Genomic DNA, 18452 nt, shown 5'->3' with positions numbered 1-18452 from the left:
TTGTATTAATGATTCGGTATAAGCGATAACGCGTCTGCGTTTTGAGGTACATCAATAAACATAGGTTCAGTTAATTCAAGTTGGCTTATAGTTTCAAAGTCAATCTTATAGGGGATTGGCGAGTCGTATTTACGGATCTGGAATTCACCATGGCTTAAGTCTTTAACTACAATCCATTGTGTATAATCACTGCCGTCACTTGAGTGGGCATCACCATATCGGGTCACACCTTTTGGTAAGTCAACGGCGTTAATTAAATGATAAGCTAGGGTTTTGGCATCCGCTGCGTTTTTGATTTCATATCCAGCTTGGGCATCTGTTGCAAACTGCTTTAAAACCGCTGTTTTTACAAAGCGAGAAGCAGGAATAGGATCACCAGGTAATCCCGCCAGTCCATATCCCTCACCTTGTGGTGCTTTGATTGAACACGGCACTTGAGCTGGGTTGTATGGGCTAAACTTATGCTCTCGTAGCATAGCGTTTAAATTAGCTAGCTGCTCAGGATAGGTTGGGGCATTAGTCAAAATGCCAAGCTCATTATCGTAAACGCTCGGTTCTCCATCGCTTGAAGAAAACTCTATAACAATGCTTTTTCCTGATTTATCTGTAATAGGAAAGTGTAAAGGAAGAGGAAGGTTTTCGACTTCAAAAAAGCGATAGTCATTTGAGTTTACAGCCTGCTTTACTTCTTCTACAGATGAAAAATTGCCCAGCACCCAGTTGGTAAATAGATAGACGGGTATATCACTTTCTAGAAACTTGTGTGTTGTCATGTACTCAGAGCCTGGTAACCATAGTGAACCGCAAGTAAGCCCTGCTTCGTTCAAACCATCGGTTAAACAATTCGCAAGTAGCTGAACGGTAGGGGAGTTGTCTTCTTTATTAGGGTCATCATTTGTGACATGAATATTTACTCCCACGATACAATATTTGTGGTCTGCTTTTGTTGAGCCATATGAATATAGCTGCTCACCTTTAGGTAAGATGGTTACTTTCCCATCAGCAACATAGCGGTTGCCAAATTCCATTGTTCTCCCAACGATGACCGCTTTTGGTGAAGTTGAAAGGGATTGCTCATTTGTGCTTGTTTCGGTTGTGATTACAAAATTAGTACACATACTATTCTCCTTTTTTGAACATAGAAAGTATATGTATGCGATTAACTTGGTTCTATTACATGCAATTACAGCAAATATCGCAATAGCGCATGCAGACTAGGAAACCTTAAGAGTTTGATTGCAATTTGCAGTAATTGATGGTGATTTGCTGCCCTGTGTATTTGATATCAAATCACCACTTATCATAAAAAGTTATTAGAAAACAAAGTGTGCATTGCCTATCCGTGGGATTCAACAGGGCTTGCGTCAACAACTGTGTCATGCGCTATCTCTTTTGGAATGCGGATCACAAAATGTGCGCCTTCGCTATCTTCAATGCAGTCGATTTGTCCACACATAATATGCACTACGCAGTTGTAGATAATGTTAAGACCTAAACCTAAACTTCCTTCTCCTAACCGGGTAGTATAAAAGGGGTCAAAAATTTGTTTGCGTTTTTCTATTGCAACTCCAGAGCCATTATCTTTGTAATGAATGAGCACATGATCGGTTGTGTCGTGTTCAACAAAAATATCCACTTTGGGCTTGTCTGTATTTGTAAAGCCATGCTTTACGGAGTTTTCAATTAGTTGTGCGATCACTTTGAGTAACAGGGGGGCATAGTTAGTTATCTCAATATTTTCTCCATCTAAATGTAGGTCTATCGATTTAGTTTGAGTGGTAATTAAAGTTTTTGTGTGGCTCTGTAAAAAACTCAATATACAGAAGCTACCTAGCTCACTGATCTGTAATTTGGCTGACATCATTTTAAAGCGTTGCACCATATTTGCGGCTTTTTCACTATTCTTTTGGCTCAGTGCTAACAGTTCCGTTGCTTCATCGATGAATTGCGCTAACAATTTTTGTGTTAAGGATTGACTAGAAAACTGCTTAGCGAGTTTTTCTACCAGCGATTGTAAGCTTGAATCAGCGGTAATAACCAATCCAAGTGGCGTATTTAGTTGATGAGCCATACCAGATACAAGTGTGGTCATGGCACGCATTTTTTCAGACTCAACGAGCTTTTCTTGGGTGTTTGTAAGTTGTGTTAGCAATGCTTGAAGTTGTCTTCTTTTTTTATTCAGACGGTACACAAAGCCCCATGTTACTAGGATGATAGTGAGTGCGCTGAACATTATAATCCAACCTTGCCGGCGCTCTGACTCGGCCTTGGCAAGTGTTATTTGGTGTGTTTGCTCAAGTTGTTTTAAAGCCATTTCCTTGGTTTGCAGCTCTGTTTGCGAAACGATATATGCAAGCCCAATAGAAGCTTGTTTTTTGCTGAACGCTTCATAGACTGCGTGGTATTGTTCTAGGGCTTGCAAAGCTTGATCAAGTTCTCCTGATTGTCGTTTGAGTTCACTTTTAAGTTTTAATGCTTTTTGCAACGAGCTGGAATGCTTGTGTTGCTGTGCAAGTTCGATGACTTGCGTTATTTTTGCTTGTGCTTCATCTAGCCTTCCTTGTTTAAGGTAAAGGTCCACAAGCGCTAATAGTGGTTTATCGGTTTTTGAATGGGCACTTTTATTTTGCCAGTTTGTGATGGCTTCTTTTAAATATTGTTCAGCTTGGCGAAAATCTCCTTCACTGGCATAAACTCGGCCTAAATTATACAGTGACCAAGACAAATGGTAGTCGTAACCATTTGCTCTGCGGATCTCAAGTGCTTCTTGATGCAACTTTTTCGCCTTTTCAAGCTTTCCTTGTAAATAAGAAACTTCGCCTAAGTTGTTTAATCCAGTAGATTTTTGAGATGCCAAGTTTAATTCAACCGCCGAGTTATAAAAACGTTGAAAGTAATTTTCAGCCTCGTCAAGCAGACCTAATTTTAAGTATACGTGACCGATATTGTTTTCTGTTTGGGCAATAAATTGAGGGCGGTTTAATAGGGGCGCTTCTTGATATGCTTTTAAGTTACTTTTTAAAGCTAAATCATAAAGCTCGGCATTAGAAAAGGCACTGGCGGAGATACTATAATAACTATATAAAATGCCTGGCTCATCAATATCTCGTGCCATTAAGCGCGCCTGAGCAAGGGTATCCATGGCCGCGTCTAGTCGGTCTGCATTAATTTGATACCATGCTTTGAGATACAGCAATCGAATGGTTTGAAAGTTAGCAAGTTTTTGACTGTACTCGTTAATTATTGTTTCAGCTTGGTCAATGCCAGCTAAAGGCGATTGACCGCCCGCTTTACTTACTTGTGTGCGTAATTGACTGAACTCTTCATCGGGCAGTTGTGCATTTATTGAAGTACATAGAAAAATTGAGAGGGAAAGAAACAGCCAAATACACTCTTTCATCAATATTGCTTACTGCTAGTTACGACTTATTTTAGTCTAGCTGAGTTTGTATGGTTTGCGAGTAACAACAGAGCTTAGATCTGTTTACCAAGGGGTTATACTAACCCCTTAAACTAACTTAATTTATTGTTTACCCAGTCTAAATGGTTACTCTTATATACATCTATGCCTTTTTTACGTATCCGCTCTATCCAAATTTCAGCCTTGTTGACACCCACATCATAATATTCAATTGCCGATTGCTGTAATATACGATGTTCGTTTTGAATAGTGGTTGGCATCAGGGCAGAATCATCGGTGTTAACACACACGGCAACTGCGCCTTTTCGAAGACCAAACTGATTGAATTTTTCACCCACCTTGATCCATTCTTGTTCAGGAGGATCCCAGCGAAAAATAGGGTGCTCGCGATGATGTTTAAAACGACCAATATAAACGTTGGAGGTTGGGCATGCTTCAATAATTATCTCTTGAGCGGCATACTTTTCCATCTGTAAATCTTGAATGGCTTCGTACAGCTCAAGCTCTGCAGCAGAAATAGAATCAAAATACATTCCTTGCTCTGTGCCAAACGGCTCTTCACCTTGTTTAGGAATACAGTGGATCATGACAGATTTTTGATTATTGTCTGATAATAAACTATTATCCGTGTACTGTTTCCAAAGCTCAAATGCCTTATTAGACGTGTTTGATGGCTTATTTTCATCAAAATCAATCGCCCAACCGGGTCCCATAAGATTCTTATTGCTCACAGCTAAAGGGCAATTTTTACGCAGTTTCCATGCTTCATACAGTGTTCGGCAGGTATATTCTTGCCCATGCAGAAGTGACGACCAATATTGAATTTTTTCGTTCAGTAACTGTAGCACGCCGGTAAACTGTGGTACCTGCTGTACGACTTCTAGTGCTTTTTGATAACACCATACTAGATTATCTAGGTGCTCATCTAATGTCAGGTAAGCAACACGTTGACGCTTTGCCCATTTTTTGGGTAAGACGCCTAAGGCTAATGCATGGCCTAGCCTATCACCCGCTTGGTAGTCACAAAAGTAGACGGCTTCATCAATAGCACGTAATCCGCTGAGTAAGTGGCTGAAATCTTCACCCGCGTGAACAGTTAAGAAGGGTCGTTGCATACGGTTAGAAAACATACCTTTAGAGCTATACTTAGCTTCGCGTAGTACCCGAAGGGCAGGTGCAAAAACTTCAATGGGGAGCTGATTTTCATCGCCTGCGACATCAAAACCACGAATGGCTTTGCGCAAATCAAAGGTTAACTCACTCTGAGCTTTGGAAAGCCCGCTTTTGTTACTTTCTACTTCTGAAAACGTGGTTGAACAAGCAAATTCTTGTAGCATATTGACTTGTTGTTTGAGTCTTTTCCTGAAACCTTCTTGGTACTTGTCGCTACGCTCTCCAGAGCGGGTAAAGTGTAAAACAAAGTGTACCCGTTCGGCGAGACTGATTTTGTATAGTCCATTTAGCACTTTAGCTAATGTATCTGGGTTGCTTGGAAAGCACTCGCTGCCAAGTAACACCTTAGAAGTAGCCCTAAATTCGCGGTAATTCTGGTGCATATCGGCGTTTAGCGCATCAAGCGCACTGTTAGTTTGGTGTTTGAGTGCTCTCACGTCTCTGGCTTTGAAGCGTGAATGGTTCACAAATTGGCTTAGCCCTACACCAGAAACCACCATGTAGTTTCTTAAAATATTACTGGTGCGAATAAATTGGCTTTTTAGTAAGTTAAGATTGCTATGAGTGCTTAATATGCCTAAACAATACAGTAGCCACCTTTTTGCTGAAGGGGCCGAACGGTTATGTGCAGCAACAAAGTAGGGCTGCGATGGTAGCTGTGCTTCATCTTCATTGAGGTAAACTAGGATATTATGCTCAGCTTTCTTTGCTTCTTCTGAGCTAAAAGGAATAAATGGTTTGTCGCTGACATTGAACGTGCGTTCAATCAGCTTGCACCCTAAATAATGGCACCAAATAGGTAAACTTTGTTTTTTATACACTCCACTTTCAAACTGGGTATACTCACTGCGCCTTGGCCAAACGATGGCATCATCAAGTTGTTCTCCGTATAGGGCAAAGCTGAGCAGCGAAGGGCCTATGTAACCATGTCCTCCTAAATGTACATGGTTATCTGCATAGCCTCGACCGAACCTGTCATTAGGCAGGGCAAACGGGCATTGCTCGTTAACAATGGCATTGATGACATCTAGATAACTCACCCCGTGTTGCGATGTAATATCCTTATAGGCTTGGGCAACAACCCAACTAGGGTCAATTAAACTAAGTAACTCTAACCATTGATCGAGCTTTTTGGGTTTGACCTCAAAGCTATTGCCTTGCCACTGCAAATAATAGTCGGCCAGTTTGCTCAGTAACTGTTCAGGGTCCCCATCAATATCTGAAGTGCCGTGTAGTGTGAGCATATGGCGTATATCGTCAGTACGCAGCGTATGGCTCACATACTTTTGATAGTCTTCAACGGCGTTGATAAAACTGGCGTTATGCTCGGGCGCTTCAGAACGCGTTAGCACTTGCTCTAAATTGTCTGCGGTTTTGAGCAAGCGATCTGATGTAAGTAGCGCGGCTGCAACAACCGATTTGTCTGATGTACAGATCACTTAAAAAGCCCCGAAACGATGAGCGCAGAAAGTACCTTTCCTTCATCAGATTGTGCATTTAGCCCTCTATTTTCTTTAAATTGCTGCAAAATTTCTTTAGGGTATTGAAATAACCATTTGAAGGCTGAAGAGCGCTTAATTATATTATCCGTATTTTGAGTTAGCCAGTTGCGCAATCTTGCGGTACTGGCTCTTGTTTGTTCATCCATATGATACAGAGCAAGAAGCTCTACAAGAGTAGTATAAATTTTATCATCGATCTCTTCGCTTAAAACGACTGTTGGGGCACTTTGAGGCAGTTGTCCAAAAATAGCGTCATTTATAGCTACAGCAGTTTCTTTGTACTTACCCAGCATTAGGGTCTTACCCTTATCTAAATGATTCAACTTTATAATTGGGTGTTGTTCGAGGGCTTGGCAGAATGCAAGCGTTAGCGAAGGTGTATCACCTGCTGTTAAATCAGAACTTTTGGATTGTTCTTCCAAAAATGCTCTATTCCGCATTAATGTACGGTCGAAGCGTTCAAATTCTGAATTGTCCCGAATAGTGGTGTAGTTGTCCGTCATAGCGACATTGGCGGCTATTGCTTCACCTTGTACTCCTGCACTGTAAGCGGAGTTGAGTAACATATAGTTAAATCGCGTGACAAGATCCGATAGGTGTTCGTCTTTATAGCCTTGGTTTTTTTTAAATAGACTCCGACGCTCTTCTGTTTTTAATAGTCTTTGATACTTAAATAAGTTGAAGGCAGTGAATGTTTTATTAAACATATACGCTAAAAGCTCAGTGAGCTTGCGTGTATCTATTTGTTCAAACAACGTTTTATTATTAATGTGCCAATTAGCAATACGATTACTCAATTCGGCTGCCGTAGACGCTTGTGTAGAGTTATTATGCTCTAACTCTTCTGTTTCAGCATCATCGTCATCATTAAACACTGCTTTAGTCATATTCATATTAAAGATAGAATAAAACGGTGCTCGGCTCAGGATAGCCATTATATTGTCGGCCAACTGTTTATGGTCCGCAGTGGGCGACAAAAATGAGTAGGCAATAATCTCAAAGGCACGGCTCATAAACACAAACCGGTAGGTGTTAGACATGGTGGAATAGAAGTCTTTGTGGGTAAATATATCCAAGAGCAGTTGTTCAGTTGACACCCTATCTCTTACGCTACTTGAAAGCCCAGTTTGATCGTCTTGTAGAAAGGTTTTTGGTGTATTGTCGATAGTTTTGTTACTGATGAATAATTTGAAGTCAAAAAACTCCAAAGGTGGCATGCTGCGCAAAGTCAAAGATTGAGCGTTAAATACCGAATCGAGTATATCTCTATTATTAGTGCGATCCTTTTCGCTTTCAATTTTGGCCATTTCGGCAGTCTGTTGCTTGTAAAAAGCAACTCTTGCCCAAGGATATAGCTCTTTGTCCATTTGCATTTTGGGGTTAAAAGAAAGTAATTTTTGAATATCAAATGGCTGCTCTGTGTTTCTATTTACAAGTGTTAGATACGAGGCTGCGTTGGTGTAGGCAACGCCATTTTTCTTTTGTTCTGCCCAGCTAGCATAGCTTTCCCATAGTGTCTTACTATCGGGTTGAGGTACATTTTTTTCGCTTAGAGAGGTATCTATATGGCTGGGGGGAATAGCCCGTGCTAACTGAACCAGTTCACGTGATGATTCTGGCTCAGGCCAGTTTTGTAGCACTTCGTTGTTATGGCAAAGTGGGTAGAAGGCTTGAAACAATAACTTATCATACTCTTTGATAGGATACCCCAAAGATTTATTGCCCACTTTTTGGGTGATCTCAAGGCTATTAACCAAGCGGCTAATGGGTAGCAGTGATAGCCGCATTTGGTTTGGAAAAACTTTGGTAAGGTATGCGGTTGTGAGTTCTTTGGTGACTGCCTTACCCTCGTTGATGAGCGCAGGATTATGGCGATGTTTTTTATAGGCCTTGTCATCAAAGTGGACTTGAGTCATATGCTCATACAAGCGCATATCGCCACTGACAATTGGGATTATATAAGGGCAACCCAATAACCTTCTCACATCATCGACTACTTCAAAGGCACGATCTAACGCCATATCCACATCATCAATGGGCAGCACAAGCGCGTTGCAGCCTAAAATTTTTATCGATATTTCAACGAACTCGTGAAAATAAGACTCGATATGTATGCCCGACTTATAGTGTTGAACTTTATCGATACCCGTGTGGCCGTTAAACTCGCTGGACTTACCTAAAGAATCAGCAAGCTTTTTTAATGCTTGAGTAAATTTGTTTTTATCCGCTTGTTTAGAGCTTGAGCCACTTACATGGGCAAGATGTAACATATGCTTTTCTATTTCGCTGTATATTTGCGCTACGATGACATTGGCAAAAGAGTCGTCGTTGACGAGCATGGTGGGGTCAATTACATCTAAAAAATACAGTGCGCTTTTATTGTTGTCTGATTGCTGACTGGCATTTTTCCATATAGCTTCGCTGTTTCTTAAAAACACCGTTTTACCCGTACCGCGTTGCCCCGATACTAAAATGGCGTTGTGAGAGAGCCATGTTTTATGTGGATTGTCGGCTCTACTTTTCGCATAATGCTTGGCTTCAGCTAGACAGGTCTGTAAGCGGCTAATCAGCCCTTCGCGTGCTTCGTCTTGCCACAGCTCATTCAGATTATCTTTACCAATGAAGTCGTCTCTGAACTCATTTTTATCCAAGTTTAATATATGTGTTTGGCTCATTGATTACTTCCTCAGTCCTTTTAATGTGTTCAATGCTGAATTTCCATAGCTGATATAGTCATTAACGGTATCTTGATGGGTTTGTTCTTCGTACTGTTCTAACAGTTTGAGTAAGTCTTCATGCGCTTTATCTCTAAAAATTATCCCAGACTTATAGCGCGCATCAATAATGCGTATTTTTTCTGCATATAGTCTGTTTCTAGACCATGCGCGTGTGTAACCAAACTTGCGATTAATTGAATAAGATAGAATAAAAATAATTAAGCCTACAGCAAAAAACACAGGCATTAACTGTTGCCACTCAAAAAACAGCAATGCGCTGATGCCCGATGAGACAATCAAGAAATAGATACGATAGGTTTGTTCATAAAGTATGCTAAATATTTTGCACTTTATATTTTCACTTAGAGTTTTTTCTGAACCTTTGTTCTTATCATCTTCGTCTTTTTTACTTTGCTTACATGAACACAGTTTATTCGTTTTCATTCTTATGAAAGCGAATATTAGGTTTATCAAAAGATAGGCTAAAAACAGCTTGAAACTCCAGCATAAGGTTTCTAGCTGCGCACTATCACCAACATCAAAAATGACTATGTCACCTAGTGCTTTTATGTCTGCAATAGGGGTAGATTTAAATAAGGAGAGACCGGCTAAGAGATAGCATGCACTGATAAGAACGAAAATGCTCGCTGCAGCTGCTGACCTGCGTGACAGTTTATGTAGTGGTTTGTAATCTTGAGCGCGTTGAGTGAGCAAGCAATAGGCTTCTTTAACGAGATCGCCAAAGTCTGTTTGCAACGCTGTGTAATGCTTGTCCATAGTCTATACCGAATAGCCTTGTTAAATGTAAGAAGTGATCTGGTTATACAAGTGGTGTGCTAGGTAAAAGAGGGCGCTCTACAAAAAGGCGCGAGACATAACTCAAGTTTGCCAAGAGTATTAAAGCTTTATCCTGCCGACAGTTATATTACAACAAATCAGTAACATATTATTTAATAGAATAATTTATTGCAATAAAAAGAGTTTGCTTGAGTTCGATTGTACGAGCATACAGCAAGCAGGCTGTAGATATGAGCCTCACTATTTATACATTTAAGGGGGTTTTCAACTCGTTTTACATCCTCTTAATAAAACCCTTCACACTATGTAAGCTGACGTTATGTGACAAAATATCTTACTGCCACATATTTTGCACCACACTGAATAGCCCAAAAATAAACCCAATTAGAGGAATTAATAACACATAAGGTGATGCTAATAACAAGCCCGATAAAGGCCGGCTTGGCGGCAAAAAAATCATGTATAAAAAGGCTAAAGTAGATAATAAATAAGCAGACAGACATGCTAAAAAGCCATAAAAAAGCGTGTTGTATAAATGTTATGGGTTATCTTAGTGTCAGTGTTGATAATACAGGTACGATGATGGCAATAAATGACAGAACCGATAACTCTGTACATTTTCTAATATTGAAACTGACTATCCTGAGTGGTTATTACAGAAGCAATATGAATGGTTTTGCATTGGGAAAAGTACTTTTAAATTGGGGGAGCTTAGCTCCCCCTGCTAGGCATTTTAGGAAGTGTTTGCACTACTAGAGTTTTCGACCTAGGCGTTTTTCAATTTGCTTTTTCTCCCAGCGGGGGCCAAAAAAGTCAAAAACCTCAAAAATACTTAACCCGTGCGAGGCAAGACCTATTCCCCAGCCAAGTGCGGCCCACCAAGCCCAAATATAACCAGGGTTAGTTATGTAGTTAAGAATAAATAAGAAAACAATGATAATGGCATAGGTTAAAGCGTGTGAGTAAAAGTCTCTAATGGCTTTAACATGTTCAATCACTGTTTGCTCTTGTTCGGTTAAACTGATATCTGAGTTGTGTGGTTTCATTTTAAGCTCCTGTTGAAGGTCTGCGACTGTGGTTTCAAAAACAGCAGCTAAAGACTTGAGTGACTCTAAGCTTGGTGTATGACCGCGCTCAATGCGCTGGATTGTTCTAAGGCTCAAGCCACTTAACTGTGCCAGTTGGTCTTGAGACCAGCCTCTTTGCAACCTTAATTTTCTAGTAATCACTTTGTTAGTCCTTTGCTGTATTGATAAGGAGAGCTTAACGAAAAACTCGACTATTCTTTACGTCACTGGTACGTAACCGATATGACAAAGTATATATTTCAATAGGTTATAGAAATTTTGTGCTCATTAATATGTTAAAGTTTATAGCTTGCAGTTTATTAGTGTGGCCGATAGCCCAGCGATAGACAAGCGTATGCTTTTGTTTGTCTTTATTCATTGACTGTCTATTTAGGTAGTCTAAGCAAAACGCAGTAAGATTGTAGAGCGATATTATACCAATTTTATTAATCCATTGATCATTCTAGCGAGCTAAATAACTCATTAACTGCGTTAAATATTTCTCATGTAGAATAACTACATAGCGAAATATTTGCCTTGTTACTAAGCCATTTATCTGTCGCAATATCTGATCACCAATTTAATGCAATTGGTATTAATAGGCTGAGTATTTGTAATATTTTTAGTTATGATGAAATGCCTTCAAATCTGCAGATACTTACCCATAAAAAAGCCAAGCTTTCGCTTGGCCTTGTTTACAAGTAGTAGGAGACTTGTATCTTACAAATTAAATGTGCGAGAGACGCTAAGCACAACACGCTCGTCAGCCGTATCATAATCTAGGCTGGTGTTCTCTGCCGCTACTTCAACGTCAAAGCCTGCGTAGCTGGTTTGATAGGCTAGGCGGTAATGTGTGTACGACTTATCGCCCGCATCCCACATATATTTATTGCCATCAAGAGAGTTAGATACATCAAAGCTGGCACGCAATGTGTGCCCTGGCGCTACTTCAACACTGTGTGCAACCATAGCAACGGTATGATCCGCGCCTGTGCCAAAATAGTCCCAGCTGTACCAGAAGTTAAATTCAGTTTGACCAAGTGAATTAGCAAAGCCAAATTTTGAATAAACTTCTGGGTAGTTACCATTGCTTGAGTTGTCGCCACCATGATAGCTGTAATAGGCAATACCATAGTCAACGCTCCAGCTTTCATTAAGCGTTGTGTATTTACCAACGTAAAAGTCCCACTCTAGATCTGTGTTGTCAGCGAAATCGACGTTTGATGCCCAAGAGCCAACATATACACCATTGTTAAGAGCGTAATCGAGGCTGCCTTGCAATGCTGGGTCGTTTTTGGTCTGGCTTACACCATTAAATGTGTAGTCTGACGCAGCGGTAATAGTTGTAGATAGGTTCGCCAAAGCTTGGGTTGAAGCGAGTGCTAATGCGCCTAATAGTAGAGTTTTTGATGTTGTCATTATGTTGTAATCCTTAGCTAGCAGTTTCAATTTTGCTGTAATCAATTTTGTTGTCTTTAGGTGAGCTATCTATTTGGCTCACTGTTTTAAACTTGTTGTAACCTATGTAGGTAACGCAGGAGAAAAACAATCCGATGACCAGTGCGCCGACCCATTGAATTTGTAAAAACTCAAGTTTGAACAATAAGGTTAATAATGATAGCGCAACTATATTAAATAACATGTAGTTACGCTTACCTAAGCGTTTTACTGTTAAATTTAAGTTGTCTGTGTATAGGCGAATAAGCGAGTCAAGTGAGTTGATCACAAACACGACGCCCACAAATACCATGGCAAAGTTTTTAATTCCTGCGGTTGAAATCCCCGCTTCATGGTAGTGATAGAGCACGCTAAACCATACTGCGATTGGGATAGAAGGAAATACCAACATAGCAGCAAGTACTTGATAAGTCTTAAGTCCACCTACAAAACGAGAAGTAAATTGGCCAATCATGATACTCCATGCGAACCACCAAAATAGATAGAACTCGTGGTAATCATTTAGTGGCAATACAAATTGGTCAATGTTGACAAAATAATCGCCCAGTAACGCAAACTTATTGGCAAAGCTTTGCATGCCGCTATCGCCAAAGATAAAGGCAGAGCCCCACATAAAGGCAATTAAGCCGATAAACAACCAAGTGGTAGAGATACTTAAAAAGCGTACATACTTTAAACTTGTACTTGAGTACACCGCAAAGCAAATGGCCGCCAGCACTACCAAATAAAAGGTTGGAATAATAGAGCTACCATCGCCTACCTCGGGTAAATACCATGGTAAGTTGGATAGTAATAAATAGGCTGTAAAAGCACAGGTGCCAATAATGATCACATTATTGACTAATTTCACCCAAGGAATTTCAAAAAATTTCACTTTGGGTTCTATTACGCAGAAATAAAAGCAGGTAAGGAAATAAAATCCCCAGATCAAAAAGCCCCAAAAACCAAATTCAATGGCTAAAGGATTTGCAAACGCGTACTCTGGGCTTGCTTTTATGTCTGCGTAACCCGCAAACTCAGTAAGAGGAAACATGATCAGTCCGACATCTAAGCCTGACGTGAACAATATGGCGATAAACGTAAATGTCTTAACTGGTGTGACGCCCACACACTGTAAATTACCCCATTTAAATATAATTAAAGCAATTGCTAATAGGGTGAAAATGATACCAGCACTAAGCCATAAGGTCATTGTCACCCTCCCAAAATAAGTAAAAGTAACTCATTATTTCTCCGTTGTTTTTTATTTTATCTCGCATTAATGCTGAGAGAGCAGAGCAAAGCCCTAAACTCCTGGGATAACCAATTTATCCCGCACGCCACTGCGAGCCCCGCTCAGGTATAGCTGCCTGAGCGAGTGGCAAATTTAGATCTCCGAACGACGTTGCACTTGTTGCCACTGTGATTCCATGGCGACGGGTACATCTAGGTTGTTAAGTAGTTTTTTTCCCAAAATATGGTCTGCGGCTTTTTCAGCAACCATAATAGTTGGGGCGTTTAAGTTGCCATTAGGTATGGTTGGGAATATAGATGAGTCAACCACACGTAAGCTATTGATACCGTGGACCTTGGTTTGAGAGTCAACCACGGCCATTTCATCCTCACCCATTTTACATGAGCAAGAAGGGTGATAGGCACTTTCAACCGCTTGGCGCACAAACTCGTCAATTTGTTCATCGGTTTGTATATCTTTACCTGGTTGAATTTCATCGTCGCGATAATCGTCAAAGGCTCTTTGCTCGATGATTTCGCGAGTTAGACGTACACATGCTCTAAATCCTTCAATATCCTCAGGGTGCTGAAGGTAATTAAATTGAATTTTTGGCGCGTTGTCTGGGTTGTTAGATGCAATAGTGACTGCACCACGGCTCTTAGGCTTGTTATGCCCCACGTGTACTTGGAAACCATGACCATCAAAGGCACTCTTACCATCGTAACGAATGGCCGCTGGCAAGAAGTGGTATTGAATATCAGGCCACTCAACCCCAGGTTTTGAACGAATAAAGGCGCAAGATTCAAAATGGTTTGTTGCACCAAGCCCATCTTTATTTAAGATCCAACGTGCACCAATCAAACCTTTAGAAATAAGCCCCAGCTTACCGTTGAGGGTAATGGGTTGCTTGCACTTGTATTGAAAGTAAAACTCTAAGTGGTCTTGTAAGTTTTGCCCAACACCTGGTAAGTGGTGTTGTACATCAACGCCCGCTTTTTCCAGTATCGCTTTATCACCAATGCCTGAAAGCTGCAGTAAGTGCGGTGAGCCAATAGGGCCGGCACTTAAGATCACTTCGCGCTTTGCAAGAGCCGTTTGCACTTTGCCTTTAACTTTAAACTCGACTCCTTGCGCTTGCTTGTTTTTAAGCAGTACTTTTTGAGCTTGTGCGCCAGTAATAATGGTTAAATTGCTGCGACGTTTAATAGGGTCGAGATAGGCGCGGCTGGCTGAACAGCGGCGACCGTTTTTTACGGTCATATGCATCGGGCCAAAGCCTTCTTGCTGTGCTGCGTTATAGTCGTTGGTTTTGGCATAACCCGCCTGCTGGCCTGCTTCAATAAAGGCACGGTAAAGCGGATTTTCCATCTCATTGCCGTTATTGACCCCTAATGGGCCTTGTGAACCTCGATGGCTGTTTTCACCTAAGTACCAAGACTCAGCTTTTTTAAAATAGGGCAAGCATGACTGATAGTCCCAGCCTTGTGCACCGTGCTGTTGCCACTCATCAAAGTCTTTAGCATGACCACGTACGTATACCATACCGTTGATAGAAGACGAACCGCCGAGCACCTTGCCGCGCGGGCAGTGCATTTTTCTGTTATCCAAATACGGCTCAGGTTCAGTGTGGAACTGCCATGCGTATTTGTCCGTATTCATAGGGATAGACAAAGCGGTTGGCATTTGGATAAAAATGCTTTTATCACTACCGCCCGTTTCTAGTAGCAACACTTTGTGTTGGCCATTTTCGGTCAGTCGATTAGCGAGTACACATCCCGCGGAGCCAGCACCAACTATGATGTAATCATATTTCTGAGTCATGGTTTCTCCAATTAAAATGGGCTGTCGATTTTATTCATACCTACATAAACCGATTTGGTTTGAGTGTATTGATCTAGCGTTTCTATGCCGTTTTCTCTGCCGATACCAGAGTGTTTATAGCCACCAACGGGCATCTCAGCAGGTGAGTTACCATACGCATTGATCCAACAGATCCCCGCTTGAATTTGATGAATAACGCGGTGCGCACGTTGAATGTCTTTGGTGAATACGCCAGCGGCTAAACCAAGGTGCGTGTTGTTTGCGCGCTCAATTACTTCATGCTCATCGTCAAACACCAGAACACTCATTACCGGGCCAAATATCTCTTCTTTAACAATGGTCATCTCATCAGTACACTCAACAAAAACGGTTGGTGCAACAAAGTAGCCATTCGGTGCTGATTCTGGGTTTAGTGCTTTACCACCTGTGAGTAATTTCGCGCCCTCAGCGATACCTTTGTTGATATAGTCCATGACGAGTTGCTGATGCGGCTTTGAAATAAGTGCCCCTAGATTCACCTCTGGGTTCATCGGGTCGCCCGCAATGATATTTTGCTCGGTGCGTGTTTTAAGCTCGCTGATAAACTGCTCATAAACGCTACGATGTACATAAACGCGTGTACAGTTGGTACAAATTTCACCTTGCGTATAAAAGTTGCCAAGCATCGCTGCACTGATGGCTTGTGTGATATCAGCATCATCAAATACAATAAGAGGGGATTTGCCACCCAATTCCATCGTGACGTCTTTAAGTGTGCTAGCTGCACTACTCATGACTTTTTTGCCCGTGCCAACTTCGCCGGTAAATGACACTTTTTCAATCTCTGGGTGACCTGTTAGCCATTGACCCACTTCTGCGGCACCTTGCACTACATTAAATACGCCAGCTGGTACTCCTGCTTCAACAAAAATTTCCGCCAGTTTTAATGCGCCAAGCGGGGTTTCTTCAGACGGTTTAAACAACAATACGTTACCCGCGGCTAAAGCTGGGCCTGATTTCCAGCAAGCAATTTGTAATGGGTAGTTCCAAGCGCCAATACCAGCGCAAATGCCCAGTGGCTCTTTGCGAGTGTAGTAAAAATCGTTGCCAACCATTTGCTGTTGACCAACCTGAGCGGGTGCTAGGCCTGCAAAGTACTCAATAACATCGGCACCTGTTTGTACATCTACACACTCAGCCTCTTGCCATGGTTTGCCTGTGTCTAGCACTTCTACTTTCGCTAGTTCATCATTACGAGCGCGCAGCAGCTCAACCGCTTTTAATAAAATGCGGCTGCGTTCAATCGGTGTCATGGCAGACCAAATGGCAAAACCTTGTTTGGCACTTTCAATAGCTGCTGTTTGTATTGATTCGTCAGCCACTTCTATGCGATAGATCACTTCATCAGTCGCTGGGTTCTTTACCTCAAAACTCTCACCAGTTTGGTTGGCCATGTATTGGCCGTGAATAAAGTTTTGGTAGACGGGGACGTTGTACGTCATGGTTGTCATATTAGGCTCCATACTGACTGATCAATGAGTGAACATAGTCTTTTGCAAGTTGTTCACTGTGTTTAAATTGGTCTTTATCTGATTGACTTAGCACGGCACGAAGCCATAAGCCATCAATCATTGCTGCGCTGAGCTGTGCGGCGCGCTTCGAGTTTTCAGTACTCATTAATTGTCGAAACGAGCTCGCCAGATTGCTGTATAAGCGTTTACTGTTAACGTTCTGAAGTCGGTGTAATTCTGGGTCGTGCATTGATTGCGCCCAAAAGCTTAGCCATGTTCGCGTGGTATCTTTTCGCTGTTGCACTAAAGCAAAGTTGGCTTCAACGATGTACATCAGCCTTTGTTCTGGTGGTGTCTCGCTATTTACTTTTGCCATTAGCTCCACTTTAAGGCTCGACAATAAGTAACGCACTGTGGCTTCAATTAAACCTTGTTTACCACCAAAATAATGACTGATTATCCCAGAAGATAACCCTGCTTTTTTGCTAATACTGTTAATAGTTGTACCTTGTAAGCCCAGCTCAGCAACCGATTCTATGGTTGCTTTTATTAGCTGCTCGCGGCGAACAGGTTCCATTCCGACTTTTGGCATATTTTTATTAATTGAACGTTCAATAAAAATAAAGGTTAAAGGGTTACACAAAGGAATTCAATGTTGACATTTCCATTTCTGGCGTTCAAAAGGCAAGTTTCTTTTATTCAAACATATGATTTTATTTGTTTTATTTGCTCTACGCTATGGTTAGAATATTTTTTGTTCAGGTGGTGAGGCTGCTTGGCTTTTAAGCATGTTTTGTACAAATAAAGGGCATGGCGGAAATTGTTGGGTGGTAGATTTTAAACTTATCGAGCGTGCTTTATGTGGAGGGGAGTAAGATATCCATAACTATACTTGTTTTTAGGTATGGAAAAATACAACAAACCTACTGCAAGGTTAAGCTAGATATTGACTGCAAAACTTTTCATTAGCCTCTCTACCGACACATGGTTTCTTTTGGCTATTTCTTTATTTAACTTACCATTGAATATATCGACAAAACCTGGAATTGGATGAGATAAGCACGACTGTAAATTTTTGAAGCCCATGCTCCAATCCGGAAAGTCTCTTGTCTCAATGGTTTTTTCTACTAATTTGACAAGCCCCGTGTTGCGAGGATCTTGCGCTATTTTATGATATACCTCATGTACATCTTTTTCATCGCCTTCAAGCACTTGAATAAAGGTAGCGTTGTCATAAAGGAGCATTCCAGTAATATTTTTTTTATCGTTATTAACTCTTGCTTGACTAAGCAATTGTGTAAGCTCTTCATCGGTTAGCCAGCGAGTAGCTGAACTGATATAGATTAAATGGATCATCTTAATAACTCCTGAACCAAATGCTGAGGCAGATACTCTCATTTTCTTAGACCTTTAGATCGAGAAAATACACCTTTTGGTTAAAATATAAGTACCATTCATTTAACAATAGTACGAAGTCTCCATGATTGCGAGTACTGGCAAGGCGCAAGCTTCTTAATTATAGAGGTTGCGCGTAGTTTTTTGTTTTTAAAGGGAATCGTGCTGATGATGCACCCTAAAAAGTGGTGTATTGCACTGTGCGACATCAGTGCTTTCAATCTGTAACTAGTCACCATATAGCAGTATTTGCACATCATGCATTGCCACTGAAGGTCAAAGCCTATTTTGTAGCTCCCTAAAAATAAGCTTATGACTTTCAAAGAAGACGCAACGACTTCGTTACTAAACATAGGTTTGACAAAACTTACTGAAAATATGTCAAACCTCACCATTA

General features: G+C 41.1%; 12 protein-coding genes. All 12 read right to left on the bottom strand.

Going from position 1 to position 18452, the window contains the following annotated elements; translation table 11 throughout:
* Positions 1-5: 5 nt before the first annotated feature.
* The gene (locus GDK41_RS18890) at positions 6-1118 is read right to left on the bottom strand and encodes a linear amide C-N hydrolase (RefSeq protein WP_152088027.1); all 1113 of its coding nucleotides are present in this window, start codon (positions 1116-1118) and stop codon (positions 6-8) included.
* A gap of 218 nt (positions 1119-1336) precedes the next feature.
* Entirely contained in the window at positions 1337-3400 is a 2064-nt protein-coding gene (locus GDK41_RS18885; protein ID WP_152088026.1) for a tetratricopeptide repeat protein, read from the bottom strand.
* 113 nt (positions 3401-3513) lie between these two features.
* A complete protein-coding gene (gene rdrB / locus GDK41_RS18880; RefSeq protein ID WP_152088025.1) occupies positions 3514-6033 on the bottom strand; it encodes an antiviral RADAR system adenosine deaminase RdrB in 2520 nt (839 codons plus the stop codon).
* Positions 6030-8771 carry an antiviral RADAR system adenosine triphosphatase RdrA gene (gene rdrA, locus GDK41_RS18875; protein WP_152088024.1) on the bottom strand — a complete coding sequence of 914 codons (2742 nt, stop codon included), beginning with the start codon at positions 8769-8771 and terminating at the stop codon, positions 6030-6032. The genes rdrB and rdrA overlap by 4 nt, the downstream gene beginning before the upstream one ends.
* 3 nt (positions 8772-8774) lie before the next feature.
* Positions 8775-9590 carry a hypothetical protein gene (locus GDK41_RS18870; protein ID WP_152088023.1) on the bottom strand — a complete coding sequence of 272 codons (816 nt, stop codon included), beginning with the start codon at positions 9588-9590 and terminating at the stop codon, positions 8775-8777.
* A 773-nt stretch (positions 9591-10363) separates the two neighbouring features.
* Positions 10364-10840 carry a helix-turn-helix domain-containing protein gene (locus tag GDK41_RS18865; RefSeq protein ID WP_152088022.1) on the bottom strand — a complete coding sequence of 159 codons (477 nt, stop codon included), beginning with the start codon at positions 10838-10840 and terminating at the stop codon, positions 10364-10366.
* 558 nt (positions 10841-11398) lie between these two features.
* On the bottom strand, positions 11399-12097 hold the full coding sequence (locus tag GDK41_RS18860; RefSeq protein ID WP_152088021.1) for a TorF family putative porin: 699 nt from the start codon (positions 12095-12097) through the stop codon (positions 11399-11401).
* Positions 12098-12110: 13 nt separating this feature from the next.
* Positions 12111-13328 (bottom strand): BCCT family transporter, encoded by a 1218-nt coding sequence (locus GDK41_RS18855; protein WP_152088020.1) that lies wholly within the window; start codon positions 13326-13328, stop codon positions 12111-12113.
* A 174-nt stretch (positions 13329-13502) separates the two neighbouring features.
* On the bottom strand, positions 13503-15170 hold the full coding sequence (betA, locus tag GDK41_RS18850; RefSeq protein ID WP_152088019.1) for a choline dehydrogenase: 1668 nt from the start codon (positions 15168-15170) through the stop codon (positions 13503-13505).
* An 11-nt stretch (positions 15171-15181) separates the two neighbouring features.
* Positions 15182-16672 (bottom strand): betaine-aldehyde dehydrogenase, encoded by a 1491-nt coding sequence (gene betB / locus GDK41_RS18845; RefSeq protein ID WP_152088018.1) that lies wholly within the window; start codon positions 16670-16672, stop codon positions 15182-15184.
* Positions 16662-17237, bottom strand: a complete 576-nt coding sequence (betI, locus tag GDK41_RS18840) for a transcriptional regulator BetI (RefSeq protein ID WP_172971694.1) — start codon at positions 17235-17237, stop codon at positions 16662-16664. Before betI ends, betB begins: the two co-directional genes overlap by 11 nt.
* 362 nt (positions 17238-17599) lie before the next feature.
* Positions 17600-18016 carry a BLUF domain-containing protein gene (locus GDK41_RS18835; RefSeq protein ID WP_172971683.1) on the bottom strand — a complete coding sequence of 139 codons (417 nt, stop codon included), beginning with the start codon at positions 18014-18016 and terminating at the stop codon, positions 17600-17602.
* Between the last annotated feature and the right edge of the window lie 436 nt (positions 18017-18452).

Origin of the sequence: Pseudoalteromonas sp. A25 (assembly GCF_009176705.1) — a bacterium.
Taxonomy (GTDB): Bacteria; Pseudomonadota; Gammaproteobacteria; order Enterobacterales; family Alteromonadaceae; genus Pseudoalteromonas.
Note: the sequence above shows the minus strand (reverse complement) of the source record. Positions and strands in the feature narration are given on the sequence as shown.

What these genes read in the sequence shown, in the direction of transcription:
- betA (WP_152088019.1), bottom strand. Translation starts at nt 15,170, where the DNA reads ATGACTCAGAAATATGATTACATCATAGTTGGTGCTGGCTCCGCGGGA.
- betB (WP_152088018.1), bottom strand. Translation starts at nt 16,672, where the DNA reads ATGGAGCCTAATATGACAACCATGACGTACAACGTCCCCGTCTACCAA.
- GDK41_RS18890 (WP_152088027.1), bottom strand. Translation starts at nt 1,118, where the DNA reads ATGTGTACTAATTTTGTAATCACAACCGAAACAAGCACAAATGAGCAA.
- GDK41_RS18835 (WP_172971683.1), bottom strand. Translation starts at nt 18,016, where the DNA reads ATGATCCATTTAATCTATATCAGTTCAGCTACTCGCTGGCTAACCGAT.
- betI (WP_172971694.1), bottom strand. Translation starts at nt 17,237, where the DNA reads ATGGAACCTGTTCGCCGCGAGCAGCTAATAAAAGCAACCATAGAATCG.
- GDK41_RS18885 (WP_152088026.1), bottom strand. Translation starts at nt 3,400, where the DNA reads ATGAAAGAGTGTATTTGGCTGTTTCTTTCCCTCTCAATTTTTCTATGT.
- rdrA (WP_152088024.1), bottom strand. Translation starts at nt 8,771, where the DNA reads ATGAGCCAAACACATATATTAAACTTGGATAAAAATGAGTTCAGAGAC.
- GDK41_RS18860 (WP_152088021.1), bottom strand. Translation starts at nt 12,097, where the DNA reads ATGACAACATCAAAAACTCTACTATTAGGCGCATTAGCACTCGCTTCA.
- GDK41_RS18855 (WP_152088020.1), bottom strand. Translation starts at nt 13,328, where the DNA reads ATGACCTTATGGCTTAGTGCTGGTATCATTTTCACCCTATTAGCAATT.
- GDK41_RS18870 (WP_152088023.1), bottom strand. Translation starts at nt 9,590, where the DNA reads ATGGACAAGCATTACACAGCGTTGCAAACAGACTTTGGCGATCTCGTT.